Annotated in this window: 9 protein-coding genes and 1 pseudogene; 4 read left to right on the top strand and 6 right to left on the bottom strand. The window is 74.1% G+C overall.

Features of this window, described 5'->3' with window-relative positions:
• Positions 1-25: 25 nt before the first annotated feature.
• From KV557_RS25285 to KV557_RS25275, 3 genes are read right to left on the bottom strand one after another with little or no spacing between them, the layout of a single operon-like run.
• The gene (locus tag KV557_RS25285; protein WP_218203772.1) at positions 26-874 is read right to left on the bottom strand and encodes a DUF5753 domain-containing protein; all 849 of its coding nucleotides are present in this window, start codon (positions 872-874) and stop codon (positions 26-28) included.
• A 24-nt stretch (positions 875-898) separates the two neighbouring features.
• The gene (locus tag KV557_RS25280; RefSeq protein ID WP_218203771.1) at positions 899-1,426 is read right to left on the bottom strand and encodes a DUF6879 family protein; all 528 of its coding nucleotides are present in this window, start codon (positions 1,424-1,426) and stop codon (positions 899-901) included.
• Positions 1,401-1,643 (bottom strand): hypothetical protein, encoded by a 243-nt coding sequence (locus tag KV557_RS25275; RefSeq protein WP_308130064.1) that lies wholly within the window; start codon positions 1,641-1,643, stop codon positions 1,401-1,403. The genes KV557_RS25280 and KV557_RS25275 overlap by 26 nt, the downstream gene beginning before the upstream one ends.
• A gap of 223 nt (positions 1,644-1,866) precedes the next feature.
• Between KV557_RS25275 and cas3g the strand changes: the two genes are divergently transcribed.
• Positions 1,867-4,119, top strand: coding sequence for a type I-G CRISPR-associated helicase/endonuclease Cas3g (gene cas3g / locus KV557_RS25270; RefSeq protein WP_218203770.1), 2,253 nt, complete (start codon positions 1,867-1,869; stop codon positions 4,117-4,119).
• Between the two features lie 27 nt (positions 4,120-4,146).
• On the opposite strand, the gene KV557_RS25265 is transcribed toward cas3g, so the two are convergent.
• Complete coding sequence (locus tag KV557_RS25265) at positions 4,147-6,285, bottom strand: phosphocholine-specific phospholipase C (RefSeq protein WP_218203769.1); 2,139 nt, start codon at positions 6,283-6,285, stop codon at positions 4,147-4,149.
• A 198-nt stretch (positions 6,286-6,483) separates the two neighbouring features.
• Complete coding sequence (locus KV557_RS25260) at positions 6,484-7,587, bottom strand: serine hydrolase domain-containing protein (protein ID WP_218203789.1); 1,104 nt, start codon at positions 7,585-7,587, stop codon at positions 6,484-6,486.
• Between the two features lie 258 nt (positions 7,588-7,845).
• Here KV557_RS25260 and KV557_RS25255 point away from each other — a divergent pair.
• A pseudogene (locus tag KV557_RS25255) lies at positions 7,846-8,823 on the top strand (serine/threonine-protein kinase); the annotation flags it as partial.
• On the opposite strand, the gene KV557_RS25250 reads toward KV557_RS25255, so the two are convergent.
• Positions 8,822-9,406, bottom strand: a complete 585-nt coding sequence (locus tag KV557_RS25250) for a peptidase inhibitor family I36 protein (protein WP_218203767.1) — start codon at positions 9,404-9,406, stop codon at positions 8,822-8,824. The pseudogene KV557_RS25255 and the gene KV557_RS25250 overlap by 2 nt on opposite strands.
• Before the next feature lie 240 nt (positions 9,407-9,646).
• Between KV557_RS25250 and KV557_RS25245 the strand changes: the two genes are divergently transcribed.
• Positions 9,647-10,678, top strand: coding sequence for a winged helix-turn-helix domain-containing protein (locus KV557_RS25245; protein WP_218203766.1), 1,032 nt, complete (start codon positions 9,647-9,649; stop codon positions 10,676-10,678).
• A gap of 186 nt (positions 10,679-10,864) precedes the next feature.
• The gene (locus KV557_RS25240) at positions 10,865-15,625 is read left to right on the top strand and encodes a hypothetical protein (protein WP_218203765.1); all 4,761 of its coding nucleotides are present in this window, start codon (positions 10,865-10,867) and stop codon (positions 15,623-15,625) included.
• The last annotated feature ends 19 nt before the right edge of the window (positions 15,626-15,644 follow it).

Here is a 15,644-nt window from a genome sequence, read left to right as displayed (position 1 = left end):
GAAAGTTGCGCGTTGTTGCGCGGATTCACCCGAGGGAGGCGATGGCCTCGGTGATCAACCGGCGGGCTGAGTCGCCATACACTGCCATCTTCGACAGCTTGCCGAAAGCGCGTGCGTAGTCGCGGAGTTCACGTGGCTGGGTGACGTTGACCTCGGCGGTGAGGGTTTCCACGACGGCTTCGTCGTCGTCCTGCAGGTAGAAGGCTTCCAAGGGCCACATGGTGCGATCAGCGCCGAACGGGATGATGCCGAGGGACACGGAGGGCAGGGGAAGTACGGTGAGCAGGTGCTGGAGCTGGCCGGCCATTGTCTCGGCGGTGCCGATTTTGTGGCGCAGGACGGTTTCCTCCATCACCACGACGAAGCGGTGATCACCCTCATAGAGGAAGCGAGAGCGGGCGACTCGGGCTGCTACGGCTTCTGCGACATCGTCGGGGGTGCCCTGGAAGTCGGTGATGGAGCGCAGCAGCGCGGTGGCGTAGGGCGCAGTCTGGAAGAACCCGGGAACGACGTTGGAGACGTAGACGCGGTTCACCCGGGTCTGCGCGTACTGGCGCAGTGTGTCTTCCTGGACCTTGCGCAGGCCGTTGCGGTGGATGCGTCGCCACTCCATGTACATCAGGTCGACGGCCCTGGCGGTGGCGATGAGATCTTCGGCCTGGTCATCAGCGTTGCAGGCGGCGCACCAGGCGCGGATGTCCTTGTCGGACGGCTGGACCTGGGCGGACAGGATGCGCGAGGTTTTCGAGCGGTGCCAGCCGCAGCGGCCAGACAGCTCGGTCGCCTTGATCCCGGCGTCCTGGAGGAGGTGTGATAGGCGCGCGGCAAGGGCGATACGGGCTGCCTGGGCGCTGGAGGACGGGGAGGAGGCCATGAGCTGTCTGTCGGGTGTCCGGGCTTAGACGGTGTACTTCTCGTGGTCGATGGCGCGGTCCCAGACCGCCTCGAAGGCGTCGGTGCAGAGCTTCACCACGGCCGGGTCGGTGGTCATCGTCTGGTCTGGGTCGCGCCAGTCGCCGGAACCGGTGAAGTGGTTGAAGATGGCCAGCTTGCCGTCGATCAACCAGAAGTCGTTGCCAGGCAGCGTGAGGTCGGAGGCGTTGTGCCTGGCGAGCCAGCGGACCTGTTCGCCGGCCGCGATGTTGGTGAAGGTGCCGCTGTACTCGTACTTGATGTATTCCGACACCGGCTCCGAGACGATGCGGGCCCGGCGCATCACGACGCCGCGGGCGATCACGTTGGAGGTCAGGTCGAGCCACGGACGCCACCAGGACGCACGGTCATCCGGGTTGTGACGGAAGCCGTTGCGCCACGCCTCGATCTGCGGGGCCTCATCCGCGATCGCGTACGAGTCCTTCATCTCCAGATGTACTGCTGAGCGCTGAGCGCTTTTCAGCAGCTCAGAGAAGTCCGTCACGCTCTGCATCGTCCAGCGCCTTCCTGATGGTCGCCGCCATGCGCAGCGGGATGCGGTTCACGATCTCGTTGTCGGGGATGCCGACGCTGTGGCCGGTCACCCATTCGGTCGTGTCGATCTTGAACTCGGTGACCTCGTCCGGCTTCCAGCCCTGGAACACCAGCTCCTTCTTCTCCCGGTCGAGCCACACCATTGGTGAGCCCTTGTCCCCCGTTTCAGGGTCCACGCCGTAGAAATCTAGCCCCACGATGCCCTCCGGTACCAAGCCTGTTGCCGATTGTTGCAACTACCGAACCGCAGACCTGATGGGGCGTCAAGGGCGCATGGGTGCACCGTGGCCCAAGCAACCATTGCTGCGCGCGCCCTGCTCGCCGCCTCCACCCGCCGCACCGACCTCCGCACTCCGGAGGGGGCCACCCACTGACGGACCCTTCGTCTAAGTTGGACGGATGACTGCGGAGTTGACGGCGGAGTTCGAGACCTTCGTGCGCACCGCGACCGGCCACACCCCCTACCCCTACCAGGCAAGGCTGGCCGCCGAGGGCCTGCCCACCCTCCTGCGGGTCCCTACCGGTGGCGGCAAGACCGTGGCCTCGGTCCTGCCGTGGCTGTACCGCCGCCTGGTCACAGTGCCCCAGGACACCCCGCGCCGGCTGGTCCTCGTCCTGCCCCAGCGCAGCATCGCCGACCAGACCTTCGTCCGCGTCGGGGAGTGGCTGGAGCGGCTCGGGCTGACCGGCGAGGTCGGGCTGCACCTGCTCGCGGGCGGCGCGGCGCAGGAGGGCGGCTGGCGACGGAAGCCCGAGCAGAGCGGGATCCTGGTCGGCACGCACGACATGGTGCTCAGCCGGGCGCTGATGCGCGGCTACGCGGACTGGCGGCCGATGGCGCCGGTCTCGTACGGGCTGCTGCACACCGACACCCAGTGGGTCTTCGACGAGCTGCACCTGCTCGGCCCCGCGCTCTCGACGAGCGTCCGACTCCAGCGACTGCGTGACCGGTTGGGGACGGCGGCGGCGACCCGGACGATGTGGACGTCGTCGACCCGGGACCCGGCCGGCCTCGGTGAGGCGGTGCTCGGGTCGGGCGCGCCCGCGACGCTTCGGCGGGTCGCCCGCCTCGACCTCCCGCCCGGGGACTACGTGGCGGCCCTCACCGAGGCCGTGACCGCGGCGCACGTTCCCGGCACCCGGACCGTCGTGGTGCTCAACTCCCTGGAACGGGCCCGGGCCGTGCACGCCGGGCTGGCCGCCGCGGGCCGCGAGGTGCTCCTGCTGCACTCGTACTTCCGCGCCGCCGACCGCCACCGCCTGCTCGCCGCCACTGAGGGTCAGCGCGACCACGTCGTCGTCGCCACCCCGGCCCTGGAGGCCGGGCTCGACCTGTCCGGCCGCACCCTGGTCACCGAACTCGCGCCCTGGGCCTCGCTCGTGCAGCGCGCCGGCCGCTGCAACCGGTACGGCGAGCACCCCGAGGGCGGTGACGTGCTCTGGTGCACGCCCCCGGAGGGCGGCGACCCGGCCACCGCGCGGTGGCTGACCGCCCACGAGGGCCGGGCCGTCACCCCCGCCCAGCTGCAGGCGGCCCGCATCGACGAGCCGGTCCCGCCGCCTGGCCCGGGCCGCGCGGACCTCCTGGCCCTCTTCGACACGGCCCCCGACAGCGACACCGACAGCGACAGCGACAGCGACACCGACTCCGCCCCCGACACCGAGACCCCGGCCACCGCCGTCGACCGCTGGATCTGCGAACCGTCCGAACTCACCGCGCTGGTCGCCTGGCGCGCCTGGGAACCCACCGGGCCCGCCGAGGACGAGCCCGACCCGGCCGGCGCCGAACTCTGCCCGGTGCCGCTCGGCGAGCTGCAGCAACTGCCCGCCGGCCGGGCCTGGCTGCGCGACGCGCTGGACGGCCGGTGGCGACCCGCGCTGCCGGCGGACCTGCGCCCCGGCGCCCGCCTGCTGCTGGACGCCCGGTCCGGCGGCTACCTCCCGGACCGCGGATGGACCCCGCGCAGCCCGGCCCCCGTGCCGCCCGAGGCCGCCGGCCCCGAGCGGCCGGCCTACGGCTGCACCACCTGGGTGAGCCTCGACCAGCACCTCCAGGAGACCGCGGACGAGGCGCACCTGCTGCTGGCTGCCCTGCCCGAACTCCCCGCCGCCCTGCGCGAGGCCGTCATCCGGGCGGCCCGCTACCACGACCTCGGCAAGTGCCACGACGCCTTCCAGGAGAAGCTGCGCGCCGGCCGGCCCGACCCGCCCGACGGACTGCTCGCCAAGTCGAGGAACGGCGCCGAGCCGCTGCCGCCGTTGCGCCCGACCCGTCCCTACTTCCGGCACGAGCTGGTCAGCGCGCTGCTGCTCCGGCACGGCGGCCACGACCCGCTCGTGACCTACCTGGCCGCCGCGCACCACGGCCATGTCCGGATCACCGTGCGCCCGCGCGGCGACGAGGCCCCGCTGCTGCTCGGCGTCGCGGACGGGGACCGCACCCCGCCCGTCGAGCTGTCGACCGGCGAGCGGTTCCCCGCCCGGACCCTGCACATCGCGACGTTCCCGCAGGAATGGACCGAGCGTGCCCTGTCCCTGCGCGACGACCCCGACCTCGGCCCGTTCCGGCTCGCCTTCCTGGAAACCCTGGTCCGCGTCGCCGACTGGCGCTCCAGCGCCCGCCACGACGGCCCGCTGACCTGGGCCCTGTGACGGACCGGCCCGGTCAGCGCGGCCCGGTCAGCGCGGGCCGGGGTCGCTGGTGCCGGGGCGGCCGTTCTCCAGGTGGCCGGCCCAGCGCCGGCGGAACTTCGGCCCGTCCGCGGCCGCGACGGTGAGGTCGTACCAGCGGCTGTGGGCGTTCACGTCGAACGTGAACTGCGCGGAGGCGCCGGGGCGGATGCTGCGGCTCACCGCCGAGCCCTTCGCGTACGCGTCGACGGCCGTGACCGTACGGGCCACCGGCCCGTCGTTGCGGACGTGGACGTGCACCGTGGTGTTGTGCGTGCTGTCCGGGTTGTACGTGTTGTGCGGGGCGAACCGCGCGACCAGGTCGGCCCGGATCTCGCCCTCGAACTCCGTCACCGACCCGTTCGGGCCGTGCGCGGCGAGGTGGTAGCGGCCGGAGGCCGTCAGCGGCCAGAAGTCGCCGAGGGTGTCGCCGGCCGAGACGGTGTAGCGGCGGGGCGCGGCCTTCGGCGCGGTCCGGTCGTAGACGTAGAGCCACGCGCCCGCCTCGCCCCGGTTGTCGAGCTCCAGCCGGAACTGCCCTGCCCTGTCCGGCTCCTCCTCGTTGACCCGCAGGTCGTAGGGGAGCGCGCGGGCCGGCCGGGTGCCCGGCTCCTGGGTGGGCATCCGCTGGGGCAGCGGCACCCGGTAGGGCCGGCCCTGGGAGGCGATCGGCGCGGGCACCGGGATCGAGACCGGCCGCGGGTCGGCGCCGGAGAAGTCGAGCGCCGAGGTGAGGTCGCCGCAGACCGAGCGGCGCCAGGCGCTGATGTTGGGCTCCTCCACGCCGAACCGGGCCCCCAGGAACCGCAGCACGGAGGTGTGGTCGAAGGTCTCCGAACAGACCCAACCGCCGCGCGACCACGGGGAGATGACCAGCAGCGGCACGCGCGGCCCCAGGCCGATCGGCTGCAGCCCGCCCGGGTCGGCACCGGGGACCAGCGGGCTCATCTCGCCCGGGTACTTGCCGAGGTCGAGCAGCTCGTCGCCGAGGCTCGCCGTCAGGTCACCGGAGACCATGCCGTGGCCGCCCGGGCCGCTGAGGACCGGCGGCATCGGCGGGACGACGTGGTCGAACAGACCGTCGTTCTCGTCGTAGTTGATGAGGAAGACGGTCCTGCCCCACACCTCCGGGTTGGCGGTCAGCGCCTCCAGCACCAGGTTGATGTAGTACGCGCCGTCGGTCGGCGTGGCGGACGGGTGCTCGCAGTACTTGTACGGCGGGACGATCCACGAGACCTGCGGCAGCCGGCCCCGCTCGACGTCGGCGCGGAACTCCCGGAGCGTGTGGTCGGTGGCGCCCTTGTCCACGAGCGGGCCCGACGCGCCCTCGGCGACCTGGTAGCGCTCGAAGAACATCAGCGAGTTGTCGGTGTAGTTGTCCGTGGGCGTGCCCGGCTCGCCGGAGCCGCCCTGGTACAGCTTCCAGCTGACGCCGGCCGCCTCCAGGCGCTCGGGGTACGTGGTCCAGGTGTAGCCGTTGGTGCCCTTGCGCTCCCCCAGGCCGGGGCCGTTGGGCTTGCGGCCGTAGACGTTGCGCGGGTCGCTGGTGCCCGTCCACAGGTAGATGCGGTTGGGGGCGGTGTCCGCGTGCACGGAGCAGAAGTACGCGTCGCAGACGGTGAACGCGTCGGCCAGCGCGAAGTGGTACGGCAGGTCCTGGCGCTTGAGATGACCCATCGTCATGACGTCCTGCTTCTGGTTCACCCACTGGTCGTGGCGCCCCTCGTTCCAGGCGAGGTGGCCGCTGCTCCAGCCGTGGTCGGTGCCGGCCTGGTGCTCGGTGGTGTTCCTGGGGTCGATGTACCAGGGCAGCACCTCCTGCTCGGACGCCGGCAGGCCGCGGTCGTGGTAGCGGCCGGTCCGCACGGCGGCGGCGGGCTGACGCCAGTTCGGCCGGCCGTCCGGCAGCAGCGTGGGCCGCGGGTCGTCGAACCCGCGCACGCCGCGCAGCGTGCCGAAGTAGTGGTCGAAGGAGCGGTTCTCCTGCATCAGGATGACGACGTGCTCGACGTCCTCGATCGAACCGGTGCTGCCGATCGCGGGCAGCGCCAGCGCCCTGCCGACCGCGGGCGGCAGGGCGCCGAGGCCGACGGCGGCCGCGGACGCGCCGCCCAGCTGGAGGAATCGGCGCCGGTCGATGGAGGCCACGTGAAGTCCTTTCCTGTCATGGGCACATAAGTTCCGAACAGGTCCGAACATAGATGGCCGCCACCGGACCGTACACGGTCCGCCGGCGAACGCCGCATGAGCGTTCCGCCAATTCCCGCCCGGCCTGCTCCCGCCCGGCCAACTCCTGTCCGCCCGACTCCGCGCCGGATCCGCCCCGGCGTGGTTCAGCGGCACGGCTCAGCGGCACAACGCGGCGTCCACGGCCGCCTCCAGGTGCTGCGCGGCCGCGCCGGCCGGGACGGTGGTCACCGCGATGTCGACGGCCCGGCCGTCCTCGGTGGCACCCCCGCGGGTCCGGTACCCCGGAATGGTCCCGCCGTGGCCCCAGTACACACCGCCGCACGACAGCGGCCTGCTCTCCAGGCCCAGTCCGTAGCGGATGCCGGGGCCCAGCGCGTCGGCGGGGACGGTGGTGCGCATCTGGGCGAGCTGCGCCGGGGCGAGCAGGCGGCCTGCGAGGAGCGCGCGGTAGAACCGGTTGAGGTCGGTGTTGGTGGAGACCATCGCGCCGGCGGCCCAGGCCGAGGACGGGTCCATCTCGGTGAAGTCGCGCAGCGGCCCGCCGGCCTGCTCCGGGAAGTAGCCCCGGGGGTGGGGGCCGTGGACGGTCATGTCGCCGGGGGAGGGGAAGGAGGTGTGACGCAGGGCGATGCGGTTGATGACGCGCTGGGTGATCGCCTCGCCGACCGGCCGGCCGGTGACCTTCTGGATGACCAGCCCGGCGACCAGGTAGTTGGTGTTGCTGTACGCCCACTTCGCGCCCGGGGCGAAGTCGGCCCTGCGCGCGAGGGCCAGGTCGAGGAGCTCGCGGGGTTCGAAGTACCGGCGCTGCGTGGCGACGAGGTCGAGGCCCTCCGCGAAGTCGGGCAGGCCGCTGGTGTGCTGGAGCAGCTGGTGGACGGTGATGGCGCGTCCGTCGATCCCGTCCCCGCGCAGCAGACCGGGCAGGTAGGTGTCGATGGGCGCCTCCAGGCCGACCTTTCCCTCACCGACCAGCTGCAGCATGACCACAGCGTTGAACGCCTTGGTGTTGCTGCCGATGCGGACCTGCCCGTCGACGGGTACCTCGGCACGGGTGTCCAGGTCGGCCACTCCCGCGGTGTAGGTGCGCGTCCGCCCGTCGCGGCCCGTGACGCTCGCCAGCGCGGCGGGCACCCCGTCGTCCCGCACCAACGCGTCCAGGCTCCGTTGGACGCCGTTCGGCGCGGGGCCGGCCCCCGCCGGCGCACCCGGCGCCACGATCCCGGCGGCCACAACAGCGGCCGCTGCCGCCGACACCATCCCACGGAACCTGCGCCCTGCACGCTCGTACACGAAGAACTCCTCCGGGGTCGGTGGTGAGCAACTGCCTTGTGCCCCCAGCATCTCCGGGCAAGATCGCAAGGGGCATCCCGCTAACCCCCCTCCGCCGAGTAGGGCTGCCCCCGGTGCTCGCCCTTTCGGACGGGCCGGGCGATCCGGCCGCCGGATGCCGCTAGGCTTCGGTCCGCATTCGGGCGGCGCCGAGGGCCTGGCGCTTCATGGGGGGAGTAGTGGGGCGTGCAGCCGTTGCTGCCCGAGGACCCGTCGAGGATCGGTTCGTACCGGTTGCTCGGGCGGTTGGGCGCGGGCGGCATGGGCTGCGTGTACCTGGGCCGGACGGAGGGCGGGCGGACCGTCGCGGTGAAGGTCGTGCGGCCGGAGCTGGCGGTGGATGCGGAGTTCCGGGCGCGGTTCCGGCGTGAGGTGGCGGCCGCGCGCAAGGTGGGCGGGGCATGGACCGCGCCGGTGCTGGACGCGGACACCGAGTCGGGCCGGCCGTGGGTGGCCGGCGGATACGTGGCCGGGCTCGCGCTGTCCGAGGCGGTGGCGGGGTTCGGGCCGCTGCCGGAGCAGGGGGTGCGGGCGCTGGTGGCCAGGCTCGCCGAGGCGCTGGCGGCCGTCCACGAGCTGGGGCTGATCCACCGCGACCTCAAGCCGTCGAACGTGATCCTGTCGCCGGACGGCCCCGTGCTGATCGACTTCGGGATCGCCCGCGCGATGGACGGCACCGCGACCGCCGCGCTGACGAGTACGGGGATCGTGGTCGGTTCGCCGGGCCACATGTCGCCGGAGCAGGTGCAGGGGCATGCGCTGGGCGGGCCGTCGGACGTGTTCCAGCTCGGTACGGTGCTGGCCTTCGCGGCCACCGGGCACGGGCCGTTCCAGGCGGACAGCGCCGCCACGATGCTCTACAAGGTCGCGCACGGCGAGCCGGAACTGGGCGGCCTGCAAGGGGAGTTGCGGGAGGTCGCGCAGGCGTGCCTGGCCAAGGACCCGGCCGCCCGGCCGACCCCGCGCCAGGTCGCCGAGCGCCTCGCGCCGCGCGGCGCGGCCGAACTGATCGGCGCCGGCTGGCTGGCCGCGCCGCTCATGGCGCAGATCAGCCGCCGGACGGTGGAGTTGCTCAACCTGGACGCGGCACCCGAGGCGCCGCTCCAGTCGCCGCCCCGTTTCGCCGCGTTCGCAGGTTCGGCCGCTGCGCCCTGCGGGCGTATCAGCAGTTCTTGATGAACCAGACGGGCGCCCAGTTGCCGTGCGGGTCGCCGAAGGGGGCCCGCGGCGTGGTGTAGACCCACTGCATGTGCTTGCCGTACATCACCGCCCGGGTGCCCGGCGTTTGGTTGTTGTACCACGAGCCGCCGCGGCCCCACCCGTCGCCGGGCAGCTCCCACGTCTTGCATTGCCACATCGTGAACTCGTAGCCGGTGTAGTTGGCGCCCTTGTACGCGCAGAAGTTCTTGTCCCCGCAGTTGCCCGGCGCGAACGCCCCGGCCCGGGCGCCCGTCAGGTCCCGCGCGCGGCTCTCCCCGGGTACGGTCAGCACCACGGCGGAGCCCTCGGACAGCTGGACCCTGTTGAGGGCGACCTGCCTGCCGCCCGAGGTCGCGATGAAGGCGTCCACCTCCTTCTGCAGCCCGGTGATCTGAGTACTGCTCAGTCCGGCGCCGCGCCCCTGGGCAGCGAACGGGCTCTGCGGGGCAGCGGCGGTGGCTGAGGCGGTGCCGGCTCCGGCGAGCACGGCGCTCAGTCCGACCACGGTGGCGGCCAGGGTGAGGCCGGTCCTGCGCAACGTTCGCATGATCAGGTTCCTCCTGTCGGGATCCGCCGACGGCCCGTCCCTCGGGCCAAGGCGGTACGGTGCGGACCCGGAAACCGCCCGGGCCGCCCTCCCGCAACAGCATCGGCCCCGCCGGCGAGCCTGTCGTCGTGTTTCAACGTCCGGTGAATAAGGGCGAATCGGAGGATCGGGAGAATCGGCGAGGATCTCGTGGCATGCTCGGAACAATAGGATCTGTCGCCGACAGGCAACGGGGGGCGGATGGTCTACCGATTCCACTTCACCGGCGCGGACCTCGCGCGCACCCGCGTCGCCGACTCCGTCCCACCGCTGGAGGAGCTGAGCATCGCGCTGCGCGTCCTGCGGGACCGCAACCAGGCGCTGCGCTTCGGCGCGTGGCGCCGGGAGGTCCGGGCCTCCCTCGGGCCGCAGGCGCGGATGGTGCTCGACCTGACGCCCGTTCACGGATGGGTGCCCGCCTTCCTGATCCCGGGCGGCACCGGCAGCGTCCCCGAGCTGCTGGAGCAGGTGGCCGCCACACCCAGGACACAACTGCGGGCCGCCCTGGCCACGATCGCGCAGCGGCAGGGCCTTCCGGGCTGGGCGCACCGGCTGGGCGAGGATCCCGAGGTGCTGCGGCGGCTCGTCGCCGCCCTCGGCGAGGTCCATGCGACGGTGCTGGCACCGTACTGGCCGCAGGTCACCGCCTGCGTCGCCGCCGACCGGGCGATCCGGTCCCGGCAGATGCTGCACGGCGGTGTCGAGCGGTTGCTGAGCGGGCTGTACCCGCCACGGATCCGCTGGCGGGCGCCCGTCCTGGAGGTCGACCTGGTGTCCGGGCTGGAGGGCGACGTCCACCTGCAGGGCCGGGGCCTGCTGCTGATGCCGTCCATGTTCATCACCCAGGCACCCGTGGTCGACCCGGACGCCGAACCCCAGCCCGTCCTGGCCTACCCCGCCCACCACGACGCGACCTCCGGCCCGGCCTCCCTCCTCGGCGCCCGCCCCGCAGCCGACGACACGCCCGCGCCGCTGTCCGCTCTGCTGGGCCGCACCCGCGCGGCCGTCCTGCACATCATCGCGCAGCGCCCCGGCTGCACGACCGGCGAACTCGCCGACGCCCTGACCATCGCCCCCTCCAGCGCGAGCCAGCACGCGACCGTGCTGCGCGAGGCCGGCCTGACCACCACCCTGCGCCACCGCAACACCGCGCTCCACACCCCCACGCCCGCCGGACTCGCGCTGCTGGAGGGGTGTGGGCCGGGGGTCGCCCACGTCCGCCCGTGTGGCTGATCCCGGGTCAAACGCGGTCGTGGACGCCGCCGCCCGGGCCTGACCGGAACCGGCGCGCCGCCCGCGCCGAGACCGCCACCGGCCACCGGCAAACCAGGCCATCGCCGAACACCGCGCCCGGGCCCGCCCCCGCCCCCGCAGGGGCGGGCCGCAGCCCTGTCGGTGGCCCGTGCGACGATCCGGAGCATGATCGTCCCGCTGGAATCCCTGCTGCCCGCCGCCGGTCCGCACGCCTCGACCACGTACGCCGACTGGGCCGCCGCCCACGACCCGGGCGTGGCCCAGGCCGTGCGCGACCTGGTCGGGGAGATGGCCCACGAGCTCAACCGGTCCTGGTCCAAGCCCGGCCGGTTCGTCGACGCGATGGCGGCCCGGGCGCGGCGGCTGCCGCCGGCACACCTGCCGTGGTTCTGGGACACCGTGGGCCATCGGCTGATCGGCTGCGGCAGCCGCCCGGGCGGGCGGGCCTACGCGGCGGCGCGGGCGGCCGAGGCCGAGCACGGGCTGCCGGTGGATCCCGGCTACCGGCGAGCCAACGCCCTGCTGTTCGCGGCGGGCGGGGCCATGCCGGCCAAGGAGTTCGGTGCCCATCAGCGGTTCCTCGCCGAGACGTTGGAGCCGGCTGCCGCGCACGCGGCCCTGGACGCGTTCCTGACCGCATGGGCGGGCTCGCCCGCGGACCTGCCGGCCGATCTGGTGCGCCGGGTGCGGGCCTCCGCCAAGGCGGCCGGGCACGGGGACGGGGAGGTCGCGCGGCTGGTGGGCGCGATCCTGGCGGTCACCCGGAAGAAGTCGGTGCCGGACGCCCTGCTGGACGCCGCCGCAGCGGTCCTGACGGCCCACCCGCCCACGGACACGGCCGCCGCCGCCCTGGTGGAGGTCTTCCCCGACGGGACCACCGACGGCGGGGCCTGGCTGCGGATGCTGATCGGCTGCGGCGCGGCGCAGGCCATGGCGGACGGCCGGGTGGTGCCGGAGGGCGGACTGCACCGCTGGCTGGGGCACTTCGTCCACATGTACCAGTACGCGGCCCAGTCCGGCGGCGGGGTCGCACGCCGGCAGCTCCCGGCCGAACTCCTCGACCTGATAGGCCGGTTGGGTCCGCAGCTGCGGGCAGAGGGCACCGCGGTGGCGCTGCACACCACCCGGCACTACTACCAGGGCCTCGACGCGGACGTGCTGGACGCCTGCCTGGCGGCCGGGGTCGCGGTCGTCGACCCGGGCCCGGAGGTCCGGATGCGCTTCTGGGGCGAGCAGTCCCGGCGGGACCTGGCCGCGCTGGCCGCCGACCCGGTGTTCGGCCCCCGGCTGGAGGGGACCGTCCACGCGGACCTGCTGCCGCAGTGGGGGCCGGCCCGCCCGCGCCGGGCCGGTTCGGCGGTGACACTGCTGCCGGGCAATGAGGGCATCGCCCACGAGGTCGCCGCACGGGTCGGCAAGCTCGTCGACACCGTCGCGGGCGGCGGCATGGCCGGGGCCGAGGAGGCCGTGGCCGAACTGGAGACCGTGCTGGACCGGCCGACGGTGACGGCGCTCGGCGGGATCGCCGACGCCCTCGCCGAGGCCGGCGCCGCGGGCGCACTGCGGCGCTCGCTCGCGGCCGGCCTGCCGGAGGAACTGGCCTGGCCCGCCCTGGAGTCGGTGTACGCCCGGTTCGCGGCGGACGCCGGACCCGACGACGCGGCGGACGGCCCCCTGCCGGGAGTGGCCGGGGTGACCTCCACCTGGCCCGTGCTGACGGTGTTCGGACGCGACCGGGCGGTCGCCGTCGCCCCGGACGGCGTGCGGGCCTTCTGCCAGTTCACCGTGTCCGACGACGCCACCATGTTCGCCGTCCACTACGTCGGCGGCTCCTTCCTGGTGAGCTGGACCCTCGAAGCGAACCCCTACCACTGCGACACCGCCGTCTGGGCCGACCGTCCCGAGCACCCGTTCACCCCGGACGAGACCGGCGGCCTGGTGCCCTTCGGCGGCAGCCTGGACGGGGCGTACGGCTTCCAGTTCGAGACCGCCGACGGGGGCGGGCGCCACGGCGGCCACCGGGTGCTGCGCCCGGGCGGCACCGAGGGCATCGACTGCGACGAGCTGCAGCTCGGCGACGGCTCGCGGATCTGGACCAACGCCGTGTTCGGGGACCGGCCGTGGGAGCCGGTGGACCCGGTCACGGGGGAGTCGCAGGGGGCGGCGGCGCTGCCGGACTTCCCGGGCCGCCCCGCGAGTGCCGAACCGTCCGAGGCCGGCATGGCCCTCGCCACCGAGGCCCTGCACCTGGCCCCGCTGCCCGCGGGCCTGACCGACTCCCCGCTCGGCAGCCGCGACGGACTCGTCGGCACCCGCGTGCTCTTCCGCACCCGCCACCGCGACCACGCGCCCGACCACTTCCTCGTCCAGAGCATCGACGGCCGCACGGCCCGCTTCGACATCGACCGCCCGGGCCAGGAACCCTGGGCCCTGTGGACGCCGCCGCACGGCACCCAGGATGTCGTCCTCGCCGAGGCACAGACCCGCACCGGCGTGCGCGCGTACACCGCCGACGGCAGCCTGCTGTGGGAACTGGACGGCCACCACTCGCCCCGCCACCCGCGCGTCAGGCCGACCCGGCAGGTCACCGTCTCCGGCGGCGTCGCCCTGCCACCCGCCTTCTGGTACCTGCTGCGCACCCGGGACGAGGCCGGATCCCGGGCGCTGCGCACCGTGGCACAGGAGACGGCGGACGCCCTGCTGACGGCCGCCCGCACCGGTGCCGAGGCGCTGCGCGCCGCCGTCGCCCGGGAGTTGCCGCACGTCACCGACCCGGTGCTGGCCGAGGCCGTCGCGGCGGTGGCCGAGCGGGCCGCCCGGGTGGAGGAGCGCAGGCTCGCCCTGCACCGGCGGGTCACCCTGCTCGCCGAGGCGCCGCCGGCCCCGCCGCGCCGGTCCGCGCCGGACACCGAGCTGATGCCCGCCCTGTTCGGGCTGGTCCCGGACGGGGAGCGGGACCCGTGGCGGTGCACCCCGGACGCGCCCCTGCCCGCGACGCTCGGCGCGCTGGCCGCCGACGGCGCCTGCCTGGCCGGGACGATCGTGGAGGAGGTCCGGCGGCTCTCGCCACCGGCGCCCCCGCACGACTGGTCGCAGCTGCTGGGCGCGATCGACGCCGCGGCGTGGCGGGCGGCAGCCGCCCCGACCCCGGACGCGGCGCGGTCCGCCCTGCTGGCGCTGCTGGACACCTGGGCCGACCAGCCGTTCGCCCGCGCGGGCAGCCGGTGGTGGGTGGGCCGCGCCTCCGCCGAGACCCTGGACGGGCTGCGCGCGGACGGGATCGCGGTGGCATCCGCCGCCGTCCGGGATGTGGCGTCGGAGCACTGGTTCACGGCGCCCGCCGCCGAGCAGTACCCCGCTGCCGAACACCCCGCCGCCGACCCGGTATCGCCGGCGGTCCCGCAGTCCCGGCTCGTCCGGGTGGAGCGCGACGACGCCGCCCGCCTGCGGGCCCTGGTGGAGGCGATCGAGGCGCACGGCCCGGTCCCGGTCCCGGAATCAGCAGCCGCCCGCTTCGCCGAACTGACCGGCGTACGGCGGTCGGTGGCCCGACTCGTCGTCGCCGGCCTGGTCGCCCGCCCCGACTGCGACGAGCACCGCGCCCTCGTCTCCAAAGCCCCGTACAAGGCCACACCCATGACGGCCGAGGCCTACGACCGGCTGCGCACGCAGCTCGGGGACGAGGGCCGGCGGGCCGTCCTGGCGGCGGCCGTGCCCGAGGACCCGGCCGAACTGTGGCGCCCCGGCGGCGTCGAGGCGGCCGCCGAGCGGATGGCCCACGTCTGGCGCGAGCGCGTCGGGACGCTGCCCGCCGTGCACGACGAGGCGGCCGACACCCTGGAGGCCGACCTGGGGCTCCCCGAGGTGTGGGCCCGCCGGCTCGCGGGCGGCTACTCGGCCGCCGCCGACACGACCGTGGGGGCGGCCGGCTGGGAACTGACCGCGACCCCGTACGGCGCGGGGGTGGAGGTCCGGGCCGTACCCCCGGCCGGACCCGAACTGCCCTACGGAACCCCTGTGGGCCTCGCCCTCCCGCAGATCGCGAGCGCACTCGTGTGGGCGTGGACGGACCGCCCCGTCGGCGACCCGGCAGTGGCCGGCGCCATGGACCTCCACGAGCGCCTGCGCACCGAACTGGACCGCCCGGAACTGCTGCTGGCCCTGGAGGGCGGAAAGGTCAAGGACACCCCCGAGCGAATCGCCGAGCGATTCGGCCCCGAACGCCTGCCGGTGGCGAAGGACCGCCGCAAGGAGGAGACCCCGGTCCGACGGCAGACCGCCTACGACTGCGGACCGCTCGTCGTCTGCGCGCCCGGCGGCACCGCGTTCCTGCGCCCCGCAGCGATGACCGGCCCGCAGGCACGCCGCCGCGTCCACGACGTCACCGACCTCGCCGACGAACTGGCCCGCGTGGCCCACCTCCTGGCCGGCGGCGGACTGGAACGCATGATGCACCGCGCCCGCACCACACCCGTGCCCGCCGGAGCCTACGAGGCCAACCCCCAACACTCCTGCCCCGACCTGGTCGCCCGCGCGGCGGGCCGACTCGCCGTCGGCCCGGACGCAGCAGCCCTCTACCTCCAACTGGCCACCCTGGCCGCCCCAACCGACCGCAACATCCGACGCTGGAACTACTGGACGACCAAACAGCACGCCGCAGCACGCACCGAACTCCTCGCCACCGGCGCAGTGACGGAGGCCAAACGCCCCCGCGCCGGCCGAACCCTGTTCCTCCCCGGCGAGTGGACCGACCTGAAGGCCCCCCACCTCCCCCTGGAAACCGCAAAACTGCCCACCCACGCCGTACGCCCCCTGTGGCGCAACGAAATCCGCTCCCCGTTCCTCCGCGTCCTGCCGACGGCTCCCCTCCACGAGATGTTCGCCACCGCCTGGACCCGCGAACACGGCGAACCCGCCACACCCTGAGACATGCCGTCCTCTGGCC

The sequence above is a fragment of the Kitasatospora aureofaciens genome, assembly GCF_019192735.1.
In the GTDB taxonomy this organism is placed as follows: domain Bacteria; phylum Actinomycetota; class Actinomycetes; order Streptomycetales; family Streptomycetaceae; genus Kitasatospora; species Kitasatospora aureofaciens_A.
The sequence above is the reverse complement of the archived record's forward strand: the minus strand, read 5'-3'. Positions and strand labels throughout refer to the sequence as shown.

Excerpts from the sequence above, each read along its gene's own strand:
- KV557_RS25285 (WP_218203772.1), bottom strand. The coding sequence starts at position 874 with ATGGCCTCCTCCCCGTCCTCCAGCGCCCAGGCAGCCCGTATCGCCCTT.
- KV557_RS25280 (WP_218203771.1), bottom strand. The coding sequence starts at position 1,426 with ATGCAGAGCGTGACGGACTTCTCTGAGCTGCTGAAAAGCGCTCAGCGC.
- cas3g (WP_218203770.1), top strand. The coding sequence starts at position 1,867 with ATGACTGCGGAGTTGACGGCGGAGTTCGAGACCTTCGTGCGCACCGCG.
- KV557_RS25260 (WP_218203789.1), bottom strand. The coding sequence starts at position 7,587 with ATGGTGTCGGCGGCAGCGGCCGCTGTTGTGGCCGCCGGGATCGTGGCG.
- KV557_RS25250 (WP_218203767.1), bottom strand. The coding sequence starts at position 9,406 with ATGCGAACGTTGCGCAGGACCGGCCTCACCCTGGCCGCCACCGTGGTC.
- KV557_RS25245 (WP_218203766.1), top strand. The coding sequence starts at position 9,647 with ATGGTCTACCGATTCCACTTCACCGGCGCGGACCTCGCGCGCACCCGC.
- KV557_RS25240 (WP_218203765.1), top strand. The coding sequence starts at position 10,865 with ATGATCGTCCCGCTGGAATCCCTGCTGCCCGCCGCCGGTCCGCACGCC.